The sequence below is a fragment of the Hydrogenophilus hirschii genome (genome assembly GCF_054656675.1).
The window spans coordinates 1,097,223-1,113,727 of the sequence record NZ_BAAHXQ010000001.1 but is presented as its reverse complement, the minus strand read 5'-3'; the positions used below and the strand labels follow the sequence as shown (position 1 = coordinate 1,113,727).

20 protein-coding genes are annotated in these 16,505 nt (G+C 61.5%); 6 read left to right on the top strand and 14 right to left on the bottom strand.

Going from position 1 to position 16,505, the window contains the following annotated elements; translation table 11 throughout:
• Positions 1 to 12: 12 nt before the first annotated feature.
• The 6 genes from ACYQ4Z_RS05440 to ACYQ4Z_RS05415 are packed head-to-tail and all read right to left on the bottom strand — an operon-like array spanning position 13 to position 3,114.
• A complete protein-coding gene (locus ACYQ4Z_RS05440; RefSeq protein ID WP_219971577.1) occupies positions 13 to 1,017 on the bottom strand; it encodes an NAD(P)H-dependent glycerol-3-phosphate dehydrogenase in 1,005 nt (334 codons plus the stop codon).
• 3 nt (positions 1,018 to 1,020) lie between these two features.
• Positions 1,021 to 1,518: an SH3 domain-containing protein gene (locus tag ACYQ4Z_RS05435; RefSeq protein WP_438438039.1), complete on the bottom strand. Its 498-nt coding sequence runs from the start codon at positions 1,516 to 1,518 to the stop codon at positions 1,021 to 1,023.
• An 18-nt stretch (positions 1,519 to 1,536) separates the two neighbouring features.
• Entirely contained in the window at positions 1,537 to 2,025 is a 489-nt protein-coding gene (secB, locus tag ACYQ4Z_RS05430; RefSeq protein ID WP_119335285.1) for a protein-export chaperone SecB, read from the bottom strand.
• A 52-nt stretch (positions 2,026 to 2,077) separates the two neighbouring features.
• Positions 2,078 to 2,344, bottom strand: a complete 267-nt coding sequence (gene grxC / locus ACYQ4Z_RS05425; protein WP_285614283.1) for a glutaredoxin 3 — start codon at positions 2,342 to 2,344, stop codon at positions 2,078 to 2,080.
• Positions 2,341 to 2,778 carry a rhodanese-like domain-containing protein gene (locus ACYQ4Z_RS05420; protein ID WP_119335284.1) on the bottom strand — a complete coding sequence of 146 codons (438 nt, stop codon included), beginning with the start codon at positions 2,776 to 2,778 and terminating at the stop codon, positions 2,341 to 2,343. The genes grxC and ACYQ4Z_RS05420 overlap by 4 nt, the downstream gene beginning before the upstream one ends.
• A gap of 21 nt (positions 2,779 to 2,799) precedes the next feature.
• A complete protein-coding gene (locus ACYQ4Z_RS05415) occupies positions 2,800 to 3,114 on the bottom strand; it encodes an ArsR/SmtB family transcription factor (RefSeq protein ID WP_219971575.1) in 315 nt (104 codons plus the stop codon).
• A gap of 116 nt (positions 3,115 to 3,230) precedes the next feature.
• Between ACYQ4Z_RS05415 and gpmA the strand changes: the two genes are divergently transcribed.
• Genes gpmA through ACYQ4Z_RS05390 form a run of 5 tightly spaced genes read left to right on the top strand, consistent with a single transcriptional unit; the run spans position 3,231 to position 7,965 of the window.
• A complete protein-coding gene (gene gpmA, locus ACYQ4Z_RS05410; RefSeq protein ID WP_219971573.1) occupies positions 3,231 to 3,977 on the top strand; it encodes a 2,3-diphosphoglycerate-dependent phosphoglycerate mutase in 747 nt (248 codons plus the stop codon).
• Between the two features lie 8 nt (positions 3,978 to 3,985).
• Entirely contained in the window at positions 3,986 to 5,230 is a 1,245-nt protein-coding gene (locus tag ACYQ4Z_RS05405; protein WP_219971570.1) for a murein hydrolase activator EnvC family protein, read from the top strand.
• Positions 5,231 to 5,239: 9 nt separating this feature from the next.
• Positions 5,240 to 6,697, top strand: coding sequence for a S41 family peptidase (locus ACYQ4Z_RS05400; protein ID WP_285614282.1), 1,458 nt, complete (start codon positions 5,240 to 5,242; stop codon positions 6,695 to 6,697).
• A 43-nt stretch (positions 6,698 to 6,740) separates the two neighbouring features.
• Positions 6,741 to 7,187, top strand: a complete 447-nt coding sequence (locus tag ACYQ4Z_RS05395; RefSeq protein ID WP_459860294.1) for a hypothetical protein — start codon at positions 6,741 to 6,743, stop codon at positions 7,185 to 7,187.
• Positions 7,144 to 7,965 carry a HesA/MoeB/ThiF family protein gene (locus tag ACYQ4Z_RS05390; RefSeq protein ID WP_459860293.1) on the top strand — a complete coding sequence of 274 codons (822 nt, stop codon included), beginning with the start codon at positions 7,144 to 7,146 and terminating at the stop codon, positions 7,963 to 7,965. Before ACYQ4Z_RS05395 ends, ACYQ4Z_RS05390 begins: the two co-directional genes overlap by 44 nt.
• Before the next feature lie 35 nt (positions 7,966 to 8,000).
• Here the strand turns inward: ACYQ4Z_RS05390 and ACYQ4Z_RS05385 are convergent, their stop codons facing one another.
• The 7 genes from ACYQ4Z_RS05385 to ACYQ4Z_RS05355 form a co-directional block, all read right to left on the bottom strand.
• The gene (locus ACYQ4Z_RS05385) at positions 8,001 to 8,414 is read right to left on the bottom strand and encodes a sirohydrochlorin chelatase (protein WP_119335279.1); all 414 of its coding nucleotides are present in this window, start codon (positions 8,412 to 8,414) and stop codon (positions 8,001 to 8,003) included.
• Positions 8,380 to 9,561 carry a bifunctional diaminohydroxyphosphoribosylaminopyrimidine deaminase/5-amino-6-(5-phosphoribosylamino)uracil reductase RibD gene (ribD, locus tag ACYQ4Z_RS05380; protein WP_325162762.1) on the bottom strand — a complete coding sequence of 394 codons (1,182 nt, stop codon included), beginning with the start codon at positions 9,559 to 9,561 and terminating at the stop codon, positions 8,380 to 8,382. Before ribD ends, ACYQ4Z_RS05385 begins: the two co-directional genes overlap by 35 nt.
• Positions 9,562 to 9,574: 13 nt before the next feature.
• Positions 9,575 to 10,126: a transcriptional regulator NrdR gene (nrdR, locus tag ACYQ4Z_RS05375; protein ID WP_219971546.1), complete on the bottom strand. Its 552-nt coding sequence runs from the start codon at positions 10,124 to 10,126 to the stop codon at positions 9,575 to 9,577.
• 16 nt (positions 10,127 to 10,142) lie between these two features.
• Complete coding sequence (glyA, locus tag ACYQ4Z_RS05370; protein WP_219971522.1) at positions 10,143 to 11,399, bottom strand: serine hydroxymethyltransferase; 1,257 nt, start codon at positions 11,397 to 11,399, stop codon at positions 10,143 to 10,145.
• A 131-nt stretch (positions 11,400 to 11,530) separates the two neighbouring features.
• Positions 11,531 to 12,307 carry a TerC family protein gene (locus ACYQ4Z_RS05365; RefSeq protein ID WP_459860292.1) on the bottom strand — a complete coding sequence of 259 codons (777 nt, stop codon included), beginning with the start codon at positions 12,305 to 12,307 and terminating at the stop codon, positions 11,531 to 11,533.
• Positions 12,294 to 13,568, bottom strand: coding sequence for a pyridoxal-dependent decarboxylase, exosortase A system-associated (locus ACYQ4Z_RS05360; protein WP_459860290.1), 1,275 nt, complete (start codon positions 13,566 to 13,568; stop codon positions 12,294 to 12,296). Before ACYQ4Z_RS05360 ends, ACYQ4Z_RS05365 begins: the two co-directional genes overlap by 14 nt.
• A gap of 24 nt (positions 13,569 to 13,592) precedes the next feature.
• On the bottom strand, positions 13,593 to 15,215 hold the full coding sequence (locus tag ACYQ4Z_RS05355; RefSeq protein WP_119335273.1) for an AMP-binding protein: 1,623 nt from the start codon (positions 15,213 to 15,215) through the stop codon (positions 13,593 to 13,595).
• A gap of 74 nt (positions 15,216 to 15,289) precedes the next feature.
• Between ACYQ4Z_RS05355 and ACYQ4Z_RS05350 the strand changes: the two genes are divergently transcribed.
• Complete coding sequence (locus ACYQ4Z_RS05350; protein WP_145981795.1) at positions 15,290 to 15,553, top strand: acyl carrier protein; 264 nt, start codon at positions 15,290 to 15,292, stop codon at positions 15,551 to 15,553.
• Positions 15,554 to 15,589: 36 nt separating this feature from the next.
• Here ACYQ4Z_RS05350 and argB read toward each other — a convergent pair whose 3' ends face one another.
• Positions 15,590 to 16,480, bottom strand: coding sequence for an acetylglutamate kinase (gene argB, locus ACYQ4Z_RS05345; RefSeq protein WP_119335271.1), 891 nt, complete (start codon positions 16,478 to 16,480; stop codon positions 15,590 to 15,592).
• Positions 16,481 to 16,505 lie beyond the last annotated feature (25 nt).

Below are 16,505 nucleotides of genomic sequence, written 5' to 3'. Positions count from 1 at the left end.
CGAAGGGCAGGTTCAGAATTCGAATTTTGGGTCGCGTGCGAGGAGTTTTTCCACGACCGCTTCCGCTGAAGTGCCCGGTGTGAACAGCAGTTCATGCACGGCCTGAGCAATGGGCATTTCGATGCCAAGCGTATTGGCAAGTTGCACACACGCTTGCGTCGTGGGCACCCCTTCTGCAACGTGTCCCAGCGCGGCCAGTGCGGCAGAGAGTGGCTCCCCGCTAGCGAGTAACAGTCCCAAACGTCGGTTGCGGGAAAGCCCACCGGTGCAGGTGAGAATGAGATCCCCCATTCCGGCAAGCCCCATCAACGTTTCACGCTCGGCACCAAGGGCTTCGGCAAGCCGACCCATTTCGGCAAGACCCCGGGTGATGAGCGCAGCACGCGTGTTGAGCCCAAACCCCAACCCTTCGGCGACTCCGGCCGCGATCGCGATCACATTCTTGATCGCACCGCCCACTTCTGCGCCGGTAACGTCATGGTGCGCGTAGAGGCGAAAGCGCGGCTGGTGGAGCGTATCGATGATCGCTTTGGCCCATTGGGCATTGTGTGACGCCAAAACGACCGCGGTGGGGAGTCCTTGCGCCACTTCCAGCGCAAAACTTGGCCCCGTGATCACGCCGTGGTCGGGCAACGCGGCAGCGGTAGTCTCACTCCAGACGCGCGCCGCGATTTCGTGCGGCAGTTCTTGCGTGTCGGGCAAAATCCCTTTGCACGCCCAGAGGAAAGGAGTGTGCGGTGCTGTCTGGGCAAGGGTGGCGACCGTTTGGGCAAGTCCGGCAAGAGGTGTGGCGATGACCACCAATTCTGCGTCACCGATTGCGGTAGCACAATCGTCCGTGACACGCACGTTGGGCGGCAGGACCGGGCCTGCAAGGTAGCGTTCGTTGGTGCGCTGTGTGTGTATGCGCTGGGCCAATGCGCGCGACCGGCACCAGAGGGTGACCGGGTGGTGTTGGCCCCATGCGATCGCAAGTGCCGTGCCCCACGCGCCCGCCCCCAAAACCGCCAGTCGCATCGCTTACCAGCCCCAAACGTCGCGTTTGGCCACGTACCCTGTTCCTTGCGCCGTTTCTACCGCTACCCATCCGGGAGGCGTGCGCTGTGCGGTGTTCAGGCGCAATACGGCATTTGCCGGAAGCACGCTCAGAAGGGCCGCGCTTTTGTCCGGTGCGGAACGAACCTCGGTTTCGGCGTGACGTGTGATCACCGTGCGTTGCGTCGTGAGCGCGTTGGCCGGAACCCAAAAGAGACCGCCCCCATCTTTGTCGCGCACTTGGGCCCAGCCGTTGCGTTCTTGGATGAGCTCGACCGGAGTGCCTGGACCGTAGTAGAACGCAATGGGCGCCTGCTCTTGGGGTGCTTTTCGCACCGGTACCGGCTCGCGGACGCTGCGGTAATCGGCAGCGTAGGCATTAGTGGCAAAACAATAGGCAGTGACGAGGAGCGCCAGGCGGTGAAAAACGCGCCCGCTGTGCGCAGCGTCTTGCAACCGTCGCTGGAAGGGCTGGCCAAGCATGGCGCGGACTCCTTTTCGTTACTGAGGGGTATCGGTGGAGGGCGCTTGCTGCGCTTGTTGCTTTTGTTGGAGGTAGAGCGCTTCGAAATTGACCGGTGCCAGGAGGACCGGTTGAAAACCGGCGCGCGTCGAGGCATCCGAAATCACCTCGCGGGCATACGGATACAGGATGCTGGGGCAGGCCACGAACAGCAGGGGTTCGACATCGCTTTCGGGGACGTTGCGCACCAGAAAGACCCCGCCATAGGTGAGCTCGATGAGGAAGAGCGCACGCTCTTCGACAGAGGCTTTGACCGAGATGGTGAGCGCCACTTCGTAATGGGCCTCGTCGAGTTTGCGCGCCGCAGTGCCCATTTCGACCTGGATATTGGGTGCTTGCGTTTCTAAGAAACAGTCGGGTGCGCGCGGGACCTCGACGGAGAGGTCTTTGACGTAGAGTTTTTCGATGGTGAACATCGGCGCCTGACTTTGGGCGTTGCCGCTATTGGCAGGATGGGTTTCGCTCATCGTATGGTTTCCTTGACCAAGAAAAGAGAACGGTTCGCGTTCGGGAAGGGTGTTACTTCAACCCCAAAAGGGCATCGAGTTTTCCTTCCCGTTCCAGCGCGTAGAGGTCATCACAGCCACCGACATGGGTGTCGCCGATGAAGATCTGCGGCACGGTTCGTCGTCCGGTGACGCGCATCATTTCGTCGCGCAGCGCCGGGTCGTTGTCGATCAAAATCTTTTCGATCACGGCAATGCCCTTGCGGCGCAACAATTGCTCCGCACGGACACAATAGGGGCAGTAGTGCGTGGCGTACATGCGAATGGCAGGGGTCGTCATTTGCGCTTTTTCTCCGTTTTGCTGGTGACGAGCGGCAGGTTGGCCTTGCGCCACTCGACCAAGCCACCGACCAGATGATAGACTTTTTCGAAACCCGCTCGACGCAGTTTTTTCAATGCTACCGCGGAACGGGCGCCGCTTTCGCAGTAGAGGATCAGGGGGCGGTTTTTGACCTTCTGCAGCGCTTTGTCGTCTGGGATGCGTTCCAAAGGCACGAAAATCGCGCCCGGAAGATGGCCGCTCTGGTATTCGGAGTCGCTGCGGACATCGACCGCGACCGCGCCTTCTTGGTTGATCATCAGGGTGGCTTGAAGCGGCGTGAGACGCGAACGGTCGGTCAGCGCACGGATGGTCTCGACGACCCACCAACTGCCGCTCACGAGCGCCAGAAGGCTCCACTGCCATTGGTGCAACAGATAATCGGTAACAGTCATGCTGGCTCCTTGGGTTGCCGTTCAGCGGTGACAAAAGAGCTCACGCATCAAGACGACGAGCTGAAGGGTCCGCGGATCGGCAACGCGGTAGTAGACTCGGTTGGCTTCTTTGCGCGTGGCCAGGATGGCTTTGTCGCGCATGATCGCCAGATGTTGTGAGACATTGCTCTGTGACGTTCCCACCGCATCGACGATCTCTTGCACGCACGCTTCGTCCTCACCGATCACGCACAGAATCTTCAAACGCAGCGGATGGGCGATCGACTTCAACGCCCGCGCCGCCATTTCGATCTGTTCGTCTTTCCCGGCGAGTTCGACGATCGTTTGACTCAACATTTCCCAAGGGTCTCGCGAACGATTTGTGAAGCCGCTAGTATAAAATGTTTCGTTGCTTTTGGGGGGCATGGAACGTTCCTTGCCGGTTTTTTCGATAATCATATCAGAGGATTCTGATGTATAAGATCGTTCTCCTGCGTCATGGCGAATCGGTGTGGAACCGCGAAAACCGGTTTACCGGTTGGACCGATGTCGATCTGACCGAAAAAGGGGTCGAAGAGGCGCGCGCGGCCGGCGAACTGCTCAAAGCGCACGAGTTTGCGTTCGACCGAGCTTTTACCTCACGGCTGAAGCGTGCGATCAAAACGTTGCACATCGTTTTAGAAACGCTCGATCAATTGTGGATTCCCGTCGAGTCGTCTTGGCGGCTCAACGAACGCCATTACGGCGCGTTACAGGGGTTGAACAAAGCCGAGACCGCAGCGGAATATGGCGATGAGCAAGTATTGGTGTGGCGGCGTTCGTACGATGTTCCACCGCCGCCGCTCGCCGAAGACGATCCGCGTTTGAAAACGGACGATCCGCGTTACTGGGATCTGCCGAAAAGCGAATTCCCGCGCACGGAGTGTTTGAAAGACACCGTAGCGCGTTTCGTGCCCTATTGGGAGACGGTGATCGTGCCGCGCATCCTGGCGGGCGAGCGGATCTTGATCGCGGCACACGGTAATAGCCTGCGCGCGTTGATCAAATACCTCGACAACGTCTCGGACAAAGAGATCGTTGGGCTCAACATTCCTACGGCACAACCGCTCGTGTATGAGTTGGACGCCAACTGTCGGCCGATCCAACACTACTATTTGGCCGACGAAGAGACGATTCGCGCCCAGCAAGCGGCAGTGGCCGCGCAGGGGCGGGCGAAGTAAGGGCGACGGTGCGCGACCCGCGCCAGAAAGTCGGCAAGCAGGGCGGCGCCTTTTGGGCGGCTGCCCTTTTGTTTTTCGTGGTGGGCGCGTTGGGTGGAGGCGTAGCGTTTGGTGCTGAAGCCAACCCCACCAACGCCCAAGAAGCCAAATCACAACTGGACGCGCTGCGTGCAGAGTTGCGCGCGCTCGAACAGAAAGCGAAAGGTGTTGCCGAGCGCCGGGCAGAGATCGAGCGGCGATTACAAATCGCCGAAACCTCGGCTGTCATTCTGGCCCGGCGGTTGGCTCGCCTGGAAGCGGAAGCGCAAAGACTGGAACAACAGGTAGCCGCGGCCAAACAAGCGTGGGAGGCAGCGCAAGCACGGGCGCAGGAAAGTTGGCAGCGTTTGGCCCATCTGGCCGAAGCGCTGTCGCTGACGCTACCGCTCGATCCGGTTGTTGGCGGTGGCCCGCTGGTGATTTCGGTCGTCGCCGAACTCGTCCGCGAAGAGGCGGCGGCGCAGGTTCAGGGTTGGATTGCGCAAGCGGAAACGCAACGGGCGCAGGCCGCGAAAATGGCGCAGGCGTTGGCGCAGAAACAGGCGGCGCTCAGTGCACAACATGCGGAACTGGCCAAAGAGCGCGCGCGTTGGGAGCAGTTGGCGGAAAAGCGCAAAGTGTTGCACGAAGCGTTGGCGGAAACGCTCGCGAACGTCGAGGAACGGCGCAAAGCGCTCGAAGCAGACGCGCGTGCGTTGTCGCAACTCGTGAAACGACTCGAAGCCGAAGCGAGGCGTCGCGCGCAAGAAGAGGCGCGTCGGCGGCAAGCAGAATCCAAGGGGGGTAATATCCCAGAAGGCGATCGTGCCACGGCCCGTGCGATGGTTGCCCAGCGTGGGGCGTTGCCGTCACCGGTTGCGCAAGGCACATTGACTGCAACCTTCGGCGAGCGACGGCCGGAAGGTGGAACTTGGCATGGTCTTTTCTGGTCAGCGCCAGAAGGGGCTTCCGTGCGCGCAGTCGCCGATGGTGTCGTGGCCTTTGCCGATTGGCTCCGTGGCTATGGACAACTCGTCATCCTCGACCACGGGCAAGGACTCCTTACGATTTACGCCAATCTCGACGCACCGCTGGTTGCGGTGGGCGAAACGGTGCGCAAGGGCGAAACAATCGGTCGCGTGGGACGCACGGAACATTTCGCGACGAGCGGGTTATACTTTGAACTGCGTAAAGGCGGGAAGCCGGTCGACCCCCGCCCCTGGCTCAAACAGTAGGAAGAGACGATGACGACACGTTGGCGCCGAATGGCTTGGTCTGTAAGTGGCATGTTCGTCGGGGTGTTGCTTACCCTGACCGTGACGGGTTGGGCGAGCCGAACGGAGACGAACGCGTTGCCGTTGCAAGAGCTGCGCACGTTCGCCGACGTGCTCGACGTGGTGAACAAAGCCTACGTCGAGGAACCGGACAACAAGAAATTGGTGGTCGAGGCGATCCGTGGGATGGTCGCGAGTCTCGATCCCCACTCGGCGTTTCTCGATGCCGAAGAGTATCGCGAGCTGCAGGTGGGCACTCAAGGCGAGTTCGGCGGCTTGGGCATCGAGGTGACGATGGAGGATGGGTTCGTCAAGGTCGTTTCACCCATCGAAGAGACGCCGGCGGCGCGCGCGGGGCTGCAGGCGGGCGACCTCATCATCAAGCTCGACGATTCCCCGGTGAAAGGCATGACGTTGCGCGACGCGGTGAAACGGATGCGCGGCGAGCCGGGCACGTCGATTACCCTCACGGTGCTGCGCAAAGGAAACGAAAAACCGTTTACGGTGAAAATCACCCGGGAAGTGATCAAAGTGCGCAGCGTCAAGGTGAAGCGGGTGGGAGAAGGTGATGTCGTGTACGTGCGTATCACCAATTTCCAAGAGACCACCGGCCCAATGCTCGCCGAGCAGCTCAAGCGTGAAGCGCGTGACGGGGAAATCAAAGGACTCGTTCTCGACCTGCGTAACGACCCCGGGGGGTTGCTCCACGCGGCGATCGGCGTTTCGGCGGCTTTCTTGCCGGAAGAGGCGCTCGTGGTCAAGACGAAGGGGCGATTGCCGGATACGCAGCGGGCATACCATGCGCGTGCAGAGGACTACCTGCGCGGAAGCGACGAACAACGCGACTATCTCGCCAATTGGCCAGAGATGTTCCGCACGGTCCCCATGGTGGTGCTCATCAATGCGGGATCGGCGTCGGCGTCGGAAATCGTAGCGGGCGCGTTGCAAGATCACGGCCGTGCCAAGCTCTTGGGCGAAAAGAGTTTCGGCAAAGGGTCGGTGCAGACGATTTTACCGCTCAACGATGGCACTGCGCTGAAGCTCACCACCGCGCTGTACTATACCCCCAGCGGCCGGTCGATCCAGGCGGAAGGTATCGAACCCGATTTCGTCGTCCCCGAACGGGAAAACGGCAAGCGTAAAGCGTTGCGCGAAGCCGATCTGCAAGGGCACATCGAGCTCGACGCGATAGGACAGATTCGTCGTCCTGCCGCATCCACCCAACCAAACGGCAACGCCGGTGGGGGCGAAGGGGCGGATGCCGACACACAATCGAACGATGAGGGGCCGACGAAACCGATCGAATACGGCAGTGAGCAGGACCGGCAATTCCAAGCCGCGCTTTACTGGTTGCGCCATGGGGTATTGCCGGAATGGGCGCAGGTGACGAAAGCCGCACCGACGCAGACGGTCGCGCAAAAACCGTGAACGCCGAAATGACCCGAAGCGGGCGGCGAAAGGAGGTGGTGCGATGAAGCGAGAAACGCCCTATCGTTTGGCTGGACGGGTCAAAGCACCGGAGGTGCCGTGTTCGGGGATCGAGAAGCGTCGTGCGTTGCGGGTACGACTGCAAGCGGGGCAGACACTGGAAGCCGCAGCGTTTGTTTTGGCCGAGCGCAAGAAGCTCAAAGTGCAGATCGAACTCCCCGATACACTCGTCGTCGAATATTCGGTGCGTGACCACTTGCTGGTCGAGCTGGAAGAGGCGCTCATTGCCGCCGGTTTTACACTGGACGACACCCTTGCGGCGCGCGTCCAGCGCGCTTGGTACCATTACTGCGAAGCGGTCCAGCGCGAGCATCTCGAACAACCGGAGCGGCTGCTGAAGCAGGCACAGACCGCCTTCGTTCAAGAGTACCAGGAGCATCCCCACGGTGACCACGATCCCGCCCCAGAAGAGTTGCGCCACTACCACTGACGCAACCGATCTTCTCGACGATGCAGCGCTGCTGCGCTACAGCCGCCACATTCTCTTGCCGGAGATCGATATCGAAGGCCAGACGCGGATCCGATCCGCGCGTGTCTTGGTGGTGGGGGCTGGCGGCTTGGGTTGTCCCGCAGCGCTCTATTTGGCCCGGGCGGGCGTTGGTGTGCTGACTGTTGCCGATGGCGATACGGTCGACGCCACCAATTTGCAGCGGCAGATCCTCTATACGGAGTCCGATATCGGCCGCCCCAAAGCCGAAGCGGCTGCCGACGCGTTGCGGCTGGCGAACCCAGACGTCACCGTGACCGCGGTTCCCCATCGGCTGGCGCAGCACGACCTCGACGAACTGGTAGCCGCAAGCGATGTCGTGCTGGATTGCACCGACAATTTCGCAACGCGCCATGCGATCAATCGTGCCTGTGTACGCCATTGCAAGCCGCTCGTGAGCGGTGCCGCGATTCGGTTCGACGCGCAGCTTGCGGTCTTTGACGTACGCGCATCGGCTTCACCGTGCTACCACTGTCTTTTCCCGGAAGGGGAAAACGTGACCGAAGTGCGCTGCGCCACGATGGGTGTCTTCGCGCCATTGGTAGGAGTCGTTGGCGCACTGCAAGCCCACGAGGCGCTGAAAGTGATCGTGGGATGCGGCGAACCGTCGTGGGGGAAATTGTGGCTTTTCGATGGCCTGGGGTTCGAGTGGCGCAGTATCCGTGTCCCCCGAGATCCGGCATGCCCGGTTTGCCGTGATCGCCCGGCTCGGGACGAATAATTCCCACGCAACGCTGCCGCGTTGGGCGTCGATAATCAAGATGCCGAAAGCGTTGCGACGACTGCGTCTGCGATCGCCCGGATCACCGGTTCGAGGGTGCCAATTGGCGGAAAACAAGAGAATTGGACCGCCGGGTAGCGTGTAGCCAAATTGTTGACCAGCTGGGGTAGGTCGCGCTGTAGATGCCCCCCTTCGGCAACGAACCAGGGAACGATCACGATTTCGCTATGGGTAGGGGCGAGTTCCATAACGGCTTCGGTCAACGTCGGGGAGAGGAACTCCAGGAACGCCACGGTTACCGTGTGATCCGGTAGCCGCTCAGAGAGGACGCTCTGGGCGTACCGAAGCGGTTCCGCCCACTCGGGGTTGCGTGCGCCATGCGCAAAGAGCACGAGGGCGCGGCGCGGCGTGGGTTCAGGGTGCGGCGCGGTGTGGTTCGTCGCAGTCATTGCCGGGCTCCACCAATTCGAGAGAGAGATCGTCGCCCAAACGGCGCACGCGGTCAATACGCCATTTGGGGGCGGCTGCCACCGCAGTGAGTTCCCATGCCGGAAAAAGGGGATAGGCGTCGCCGCCAAACGCTTTCGGGGCAAGGTAGTGGAGCCAGCGGTCGACGAGGCTGTTTTTCAGGAACGCGCTGGCAAGGGTGGCGCCGGCTTCGACCAAGACTTCGTTGAGCGACTGTTCGGCTAGCCACCGCGCCAGAGCGTGGAGATCGATCCTTCCGTCCACGGTCGTGGGCAGGCAATGGACGGTACATCCCATCTGCGTCAAGCGGGCGATTTTCTCCGGATTCGCGGCGTCTGTGGTGATCACCCAAGTGGGGGCATGGTGGTCACGAACGAGCTGCGCGTTTTCGGGGATGCGCAAGTGGCTGTCGAGAACGATCCGGATCGGTTGCCGTAGCGCCGGGCGGTGACGGACCGTGAGTAGCGGATCGTCGGCGAGCACGGTTCCGATACCGGTGAGGACGGCGCAACAGCTGGCGCGCCAGCGGTGAACGTCACGGCGCGCCGCTTCGCCCGTGATCCAGCGACTCATGCCGTTAGCCAGCGCGATGCGGCCATCGAGCGTTGCCGCGGTTTTGAGGAAAAAAGCGGGGCGGTGCGCCGTCATGCGCCGAATGAAACCGGGGTTGAGTGCGCGGCACTCTGCCTCGAGCACCGGACCCACCACTTCGATTCCGGCAGCGGCAAGTTTCGCCAACCCTTTGCCGGCAACGAGGGGGTTTGGGTCGCGCATGCCATAGACGACGCGGGTGACGCCAGCGGCGATCAACGCGTCGGCACACGGCGGCGTCTTGCCGTGGTGGGCGCACGGTTCAAGTGTCACGACAGCGGTTGCGCCGCGTGCGCGGTTACCTGCTTGATGCAGCGCGCCAATTTCGGCATGGGGACCCCCTGCGCGTTCGTGCCACCCTTCGCCGACAAGGGTGCCATCGGGGGCAACGAGCACACAGCCGACGCGCGGATTGGGGGTTGTCGTGTTCATCCCCCGGCGCGCCAGGCGAAGCGCACGCCGCATCCACTGGGCAAAAGGGGATGCGTCTTGAGGCGAAACCGTAGCTGTCACGTGGGCGAGGAATTGATCATTCACGGGGCGACGGATCCTAGGACGCGGCGTCTGGGTCGGCCTCTGTGGGCGTAGGGGCAAAGAGGTCCCCAGGCTCGGAAAGCGGGGGGTGCGTCTCTTTCGCCCCTTTTTTTCGCCGTCGCGGTTTGACGTTGCGCAGGAATTGCGCGAACGCGTCGACGTCTTCGAAGTTGCGGTAGACGGAAGCGAAACGGACATAACCGATCTTGTCGAGCGATTTGAGCGCGTCCATCGCCCATTCGCCGAGCTGGTCGGAGGCGATTTCGCTGGCGCCACTTGCGAGGAGCTTCGCTTCGATCGCGTCGATCGCTGCGTCGATCGCGTCGTTCGAGACGGGACGTTTGCGCAGCGCCAGCTCGAAACTGGCACGCAGTTTTTCGCGTTGGTAGGGTTCGCGCGCGCCGTTGCGTTTGATCACTGCGGGCAGTTTGATCTCGGCGCGCTCGAAGGTGGTGAAACGCCGCCCGCACGCGGCACAGCGACGGCGGCGGCGGATCACCGCGCCGTCGTCGCTTTCGCGCGTCTCCAGGACTTGGGTGTCAGGCGCACTGCAGAAGGGGCAACGCATCGCGCTGCAACCGCGATCAGACGCGGCTCCATTCGTAGACTGGGAAGCGCCGACAGAGCTCAGCGACTTCGCCTTTGACCCGCTCGATCACCGTGGCGTCTTCCGGTGCCTCGAGCACGTCGGCGATGAGGTGCGCGGTTTTGACCGCTTCGGCTTCTCCGAAACCGCGGGTGGTGATCGCAGGAGTACCGATGCGAATGCCCGAGGTGACCATCGGTTTTTCCGGATCGTTCGGAATCGCGTTTTTGTTCACCGTGATATGGGCTTGGCCCAAAGCGGCTTCGGCGGCTTTCCCCGTGATCCCCTTGGCGCGCAGATCGACCAGGAACAGGTGGGATTCGGTTCGGCCGGAGACGATTCGAAGCCCGCGCGCTTGGAGCACGGCGGCCATCGCCTGAGCGTTTTGCACCACCTGTTCTTGGTAGCGTTGGAATTCGGGCGTCATCGCTTCTTTGAACGCGACCGCTTTCGCGGCGATCACGTGCATCAGCGGCCCGCCTTGCAGCCCGGGGAAGACAGCGCTGTTGATCGCTTTTTCGTGCTCCGCCTTCATGAGGATCACCCCACCCCGTGGGCCGCGCAGCGTCTTGTGCGTGGTCGACGTGACGACGTCGGCGTGCGGCACGGGGTTGGGGTAGACCCCGGCGGCGATCAAGCCAGCGTAATGCGCCATGTCGACCCAGAAGATCGCACCGACGGCCCTTGCGATCGCGGCAAAACGCGCCCAATCGATTTTGAGCGCATAGGCGGAGGCCCCCGCGACGATGATGCGCGGCCGGTGTTCGTGCGCGAGCCGCTCGACGGCGTCGTAGTCGATCTCTTCACGGTCGTTGAGCCCGTAAGAGACGACGTGGAACCATTTGCCCGAGAGGTTGAGCGGCATGCCATGGGTGAGGTGCCCCCCTTCGGCCAGGCTCATCCCCATGATCGTGTCGCCCGGTTTCGCAAACGCCATCAGCACCGCTTGGTTGGCTTGCGAACCGGAGTTGGGTTGCACGTTTGCCGCTTCTGCGCCGAAGAGTGCTTTCAGGCGGTCGATCGCGAGTTGCTCGACGCCGTCGACGAATTCGCAACCCCCGTAGTAGCGACGGCCCGGGTAGCCTTCAGCATATTTGTTGGTCAGCTGGCTTCCTTGCGCCGCCATCACTGCTGGGCTGGCGTAATTTTCCGACGCGATGAGTTCGATGTGTTCTTCTTGGCGACGGTTTTCGGCCTGGATGAGCGACCAGATTTCGGGGTCGACGATTTCGAGGGTATCGGATTGGCGGAACATCGTGATTCCTTTGGGTGCCGCAAAGGCGCTATTTTACATGACGGAAGAGGCGCTGCGTGCAGGCGATCGCCTGGTTGGCAGCGCAATCCGCAAAAAGCCGTTCCTGAAATCGGGAGCGAACGGGAAAAGGGTTACTCTTTGCGTTCGTTCTGGGGGGCGTTTGTGGGCATGTGCGGGGTGTGCAAAGCGACAGCGTTGCCATTCATCCGTTTGCGCAACCGGATGTTGAGCATTTCGACGACAAACGAGAAGGCCATCGCAAAGTAGAGATAACCCTTCGGCACGTGGACGCCAAACGCTTCGGAGATGAGCACTACCCCGATCACCACCAGGAAACTGAGTGCGAGCATTTTGACCGTGGGGTGGTGGTCGATAAATGCGGCGATCGGCGCGGCGGCAACCATCATCACCAGCACGGCGACGACGATTGCCGCGATCATCACCGGCAGGTTTTGCACCAGCCCCACTGCGGTGATCACCGAGTCGAGCGAAAAGATAATGTCGATCAATGCGATCTGGATCAGGACGGCGAGGAACGCTTTGGGTTTGGGCGATTGTACGGCACGATCCCCGGACCCTTCCAGACTCTCATGAATTTCCGAGACGCTCTTGGCGATCAGAAAGAGCCCCCCACCAAGGAGAATGAGATCGCGCCCGGAGAATGACCAGGAAAAGAGGGAAAAGAGTGGTGTTGTCAGGCGCATCATCCAGGTCAGCGAAAAGAGGAGAGCGATGCGGGTGAGCATCGCCAGGGAAAGTCCCAGGATTCTGCCTTTGGTTTGCTGCGCTTTGGGCAGTCGGTTTACCAGGATGGCAAGAAAAATCACATTGTCGATGCCGAGGATGATCTCAAGCGCCGTCAGGGTCAGGAAAGCAAAGATCAGGTCGGATAGCTCAACGAGTGCCATGGTGGGGCTCCTTTGACGCAGTAACTGGCCAAACGAGAGTTTCGCTCACGGGGGGATGGCTCAGGAAGCGCTGCGGGCTCGCGGTGGTGCCATAAGCGCCCGACTGAAAGACCACGACCCAGTCCCCCGCTTCGGCGCGGGGCAGGAGGACGTTGCTGGCCAACCGGTCGAGCGGCGTGCACAGGGGGCCGACGATCGTCACCTTTTCCGTTGCGGGGCTGTTCATTCGGTTACCGATCGCCACCGGGTAGTTTTTCTTGAGCACCTGTCCGAAGTTACCCGTTGCGGCAAGGTGCGCGTTGAGCCCAGCGTCGCAAACGAGGAAGGTCTCGCCGCGCGAGGTTTTCCGTTCGAGGATTTGGGTGACGAACACCCCCGCTTCGCCGACGAGATAGCGCCCCAGCTCGAGGATGAGTTGGGTGGTGGGGAAGCGCTGCCGGTGGATTTGCGCCAGGCGGTGCAGCGCCGCGCCAATCGCGGCGCGATCGATCGGAGATTCTCCGGCGAAATAGGGAATGCCCAGGCCGCCCCCAAGGTTGAACCATTTTGGTGCCGCGCCTGCTTCATCACACAACCTAGCCAGAGTTTCGTAACTGTTTTGGTGCGCGGCAATCAACCGTTCGGTATCAAGGAGTTGTGAACCGGCGAAGAGGTGGAGTCCTGTCCAGTGCGCACCACTTGCTCGAATGCGGGCGATCAGCGCTGGGGCGGCTTCGCGGTCGACACCGAATGGTTGTGCGCCACCGCCCATTTTCATCCCAGCACGGGTCATCGTGAAATCGGGATTGATCCGAAGCGCCACGGCAGGGGTGACGCCGAGCTGTTCCGCGGCGGCAAGGACAGTAGTGAGCTGATCGGGCGATTCGATCGTGACCGTGACGCCGGCGGCGACGGCACGACGGATTGCCGTCGGGCGTTTCCCAGGGCTTGCGAACGCGATGCGCTCTGGCGGCATTCCGACGTCGAGCGCGAGCGCCATTTCGTTTTCCGATGCGACGTCGAAGCCATCGACCCACGAAGCGATTGCGGCGACGAGCGGCGCAAAAGGGTTGGCTTTCACCGCGTAGTGAATGTGGATCTCGGGGCCAAAGGCATAACGGCATTCAAGGATGCGGGTTCGGAGCCGTTCGGCATCGTAGGCGTAGAACGAGGCGGTGCCCAAGCGCGCAGCAACCAAGGGTAGGGGCGTTCCGCCGATCAAGAGAGTGCCGTCGGACTGAGCAGGCCAGAGGATCGAAGGATGGTGGCTGAGTTCCGTCACGATGGGGCTCCGTTTCTGTTCTGCTCAGTGTCCATGCGCCTCAGCCGAGAAGCGGGATTCGAGTGCTTGTCGAACCGCATGACGATCGATTTTGCCATTCGGGTTGCGCGGTAACGGTTCTGTCACCAGATCGATCAGCGCCGGGACCTGGTAGGTGGCCAAATGGCGACGGCAGTGAGCGGTTAGGTCGGCGGCGGTGACGTTGTTTAGGGAGACGACGACCGCAACCGCGATTTTCTGGCCCAGGAGGGGATCGTCGAGCCCGCACGCACAACATTCGACCACCGCGGGGTGCGCAAGGAGCACACTTTCGATCTCTTCTGGGCTCACGCGGTAGCCGCTGGTTTTGATCTGACCGTCGCGGCGACCGACGAAGTAGAGAAAGCCGTCATCGTCGCAATAGCCGTAATCGCCGGAAAAGACAGCGATTTCGGGCAGCGGCAATGCGCCATTGGCCGGTCGCAACGCGGGTGGAAGCGTCCGAAAGCGCGCTTGGGTCTTGACCGGATCGTTCCAATAGCCCAGGGAGACGAGTGGGCCGCGCTGCACGATTTCACCGATTTCGCCGGGGGGGGCCCGTGTTCCATCTTCGCGAACGACGATTACGTCGTTGTTGGGAACGGGGATGCCGATCGATTCCGGCCGTTTCGGCCATTCGGACGGCGGCAGGTAGGTGGCGCGGAACGCTTCCGTGAGCCCGTACATCACGAAGAATGGGCTCTTTGGGCAACGGTCGTACCACTCAGCCACCCAGCGCGGCGGCATCTTTCCGCCGGTACTCGCGCCCAAACGGAAATGTTCGGCGAAGGTTGTGGGCCAGGAAAGGTTGAGCAGTTGCCGCCACAGGGGGGGTACGGCGGTCAATACCGAGATCTGGTGTTCGCCGACGACCGCCAGCGCATCGCGGGGCAGAAAATAGTCGTGGAGCACGACCGTCGCGCCAACGGTCCAAGCAGTCGTGAGTTGGGAAAAGCCCGCATCGAAGGAGAGCGGCAAGAGCGCGAGGATCCGATCGGTAGTGGTGAGGCCCAGGTAGTGGGCGACGGTTTGGGCGCCAGCAAGCAGGTTGCGGTGGGAAACGACCACACCCTTGGGGAAACCGGTGCTGCCCGAGGTGTAGAAGATCGCCGCGGGGTCGTTTTCGGTGATCCGATTCGCGTCCTCGCGAACGGAATTCGATGCGGGGTTGGCGTGCGTGAGCAACAAAAGGGAATCGCGTTCGTGCGGCGCGGCCAATTCGGCAAGGGGCGACGGGGGCGTGTGGGGGCGCCAGGCGTTCGCTGCGTCCAAGTGGGCGCGCAAGGCGTCGGCGCGGGCGGTGCTGGTGACGATCAACGAGGGGCGTGCGTCGTGCACGAGGTAAGCGATCTGTTCTGGCTTGAGCGCAGGGTTGGCGACGATGAAGAGCGCGCCCAGGCGGTTTGCCGCCAGGAGCGCGATGATCGTTTCAACGCGTTTGTCGAGCCAGATCAGCACACGCTGCCCCGGATGGAGGTGCGCCTGCCACGCTTGGGCGGTTGCGGTGACGTGCGCGTCGAGCTGCGCGTAGGTAAGGCGGCGCGCACTGGCGCGCGTCTCGATGAGCGCCTGTTGTTCCGGTGTACGCTGCGCTTGGTGCGTCACGAGTGCGGCAAGGGTGATGATCATTGGCTTCGTTTTCTTGGTGCGCTGCACAACTCTTGCGTATAATCGCTCACTTCACGGACGCGCAGGAGTCTATCTTGGCTCTGGAAACGGAAATGCTCGATCTGGTTGCGACGGTGCTGGAGCTCTCTCCCCAGCGACGGGCGCAATTGACCACCGATTCCCCGCTGTTGGGCGCGTTGCCGGAGCTCGATTCGATGGCGGTATTGGATTTGCTCCATGCGATCGAAGCCCAGTATGGCGTGACCATCGAAGACGAGACGGTCACGAGCGACCGCTTCGCATCGGCGAAAGCACTGGCGGATTGGGTGCGGGAACTGCGTGGCGATGCTTTGAACTGATCGGCCTTGTGCATGCTCGATCATCCTGTTTGCTGCTCATTCGGCACGAATCATCGTGCCGACGCCATGGTCGGTGAGAATCTCGAGCAGAAGGGCGTGTTCGACCCGGCCGTCGATGATATGCACGGAGCGCACGCCGTTTTTCGCCGCTTCAAGTGCGGATGCGATCTTGGGCAACATGCCGCCTGAGAGGGTTCCGTCGGCGACCAGTTGGTCGATCAGGCTGGGGGTGAGTCCGGTCAGCAGATTGCCCGCTTTGTCGAGCACCCCAGGGGTATTGGTGAGGAGCACCAGTTTTTCGGCGCGGAGGACTTCGGCGACTTTCCCGGCGACGACGTCGGCGTTGATGTTGTAGGTTTGGCCGTCTTCACCGACGCCGATTGGCGCGATCACGGGGATGAAATCGCCGGAATCGAGAAAGGAGATGATGCTGGGGTCGATGCGGGTGATTTCGCCCACCTGACCGAGGTCGATCAGGTCTTCGTCTTTACCGGGCATCCTCATGTAGAGTTTCCGCGCGCGGATGAAGCCACCCCCATCCTTGCCGGTGAGGCCAACTGCTTTACCCCCATGCTGGTTGATGAGATGGACGATCTCTTTGTTGACCTGGCCTCCAAGGACCATTTCGACGACATCCATCGTTTCGGCGTCGGTGACCCGCATGCCTTGGATGAATTCGCCCTTTTTCCCGACGCGTTGCAGCAGGTTTTCGATTTGCGGCCCCCCGCCGTGCACGACGACCGGGTTCATCCCCACCAGTTTCAGGAGCACTACGTCTTGCGCGAAACAGGCTTTGAGGTGGGGGTCTGTCATTGCGTTCCCCCCGTATTTGATGACGATGGTTTTGTCGAAAAAGCGCTGGATATAGGGAAGTGCTTCCGAAAGGATGCTGGCTTTGAGACGGGGGTCGATCGTGTTGTCGTTCATTGGCGTGGGTCCTGGTCTCACGAAC

Excerpts from the sequence above, each read along its gene's own strand:
- ACYQ4Z_RS05400 (WP_285614282.1), top strand. The coding sequence starts at position 5,240 with ATGACGACACGTTGGCGCCGAATGGCTTGGTCTGTAAGTGGCATGTTC.
- glyA (WP_219971522.1), bottom strand. The coding sequence starts at position 11,399 with ATGTTCCGCCAATCCGATACCCTCGAAATCGTCGACCCCGAAATCTGG.
- ACYQ4Z_RS05420 (WP_119335284.1), bottom strand. The coding sequence starts at position 2,778 with ATGACTGTTACCGATTATCTGTTGCACCAATGGCAGTGGAGCCTTCTG.
- ACYQ4Z_RS05395 (WP_459860294.1), top strand. The coding sequence starts at position 6,741 with ATGAAGCGAGAAACGCCCTATCGTTTGGCTGGACGGGTCAAAGCACCG.
- ACYQ4Z_RS05415 (WP_219971575.1), bottom strand. The coding sequence starts at position 3,114 with ATGTTGAGTCAAACGATCGTCGAACTCGCCGGGAAAGACGAACAGATC.
- ACYQ4Z_RS05355 (WP_119335273.1), bottom strand. The coding sequence starts at position 15,215 with ATGATCATCACCCTTGCCGCACTCGTGACGCACCAAGCGCAGCGTACA.
- ACYQ4Z_RS05435 (WP_438438039.1), bottom strand. The coding sequence starts at position 1,518 with ATGCTTGGCCAGCCCTTCCAGCGACGGTTGCAAGACGCTGCGCACAGC.
- secB (WP_119335285.1), bottom strand. The coding sequence starts at position 2,025 with ATGAGCGAAACCCATCCTGCCAATAGCGGCAACGCCCAAAGTCAGGCG.
- ACYQ4Z_RS05385 (WP_119335279.1), bottom strand. The coding sequence starts at position 8,414 with ATGACTGCGACGAACCACACCGCGCCGCACCCTGAACCCACGCCGCGC.
- nrdR (WP_219971546.1), bottom strand. The coding sequence starts at position 10,126 with ATGCGTTGCCCCTTCTGCAGTGCGCCTGACACCCAAGTCCTGGAGACG.
- grxC (WP_285614283.1), bottom strand. The coding sequence starts at position 2,344 with ATGACGACCCCTGCCATTCGCATGTACGCCACGCACTACTGCCCCTAT.
- gpmA (WP_219971573.1), top strand. The coding sequence starts at position 3,231 with ATGTATAAGATCGTTCTCCTGCGTCATGGCGAATCGGTGTGGAACCGC.
- argB (WP_119335271.1), bottom strand. The coding sequence starts at position 16,480 with ATGAACGACAACACGATCGACCCCCGTCTCAAAGCCAGCATCCTTTCG.
- ACYQ4Z_RS05365 (WP_459860292.1), bottom strand. The coding sequence starts at position 12,307 with ATGGCACTCGTTGAGCTATCCGACCTGATCTTTGCTTTCCTGACCCTG.
- ACYQ4Z_RS05440 (WP_219971577.1), bottom strand. The coding sequence starts at position 1,017 with ATGCGACTGGCGGTTTTGGGGGCGGGCGCGTGGGGCACGGCACTTGCG.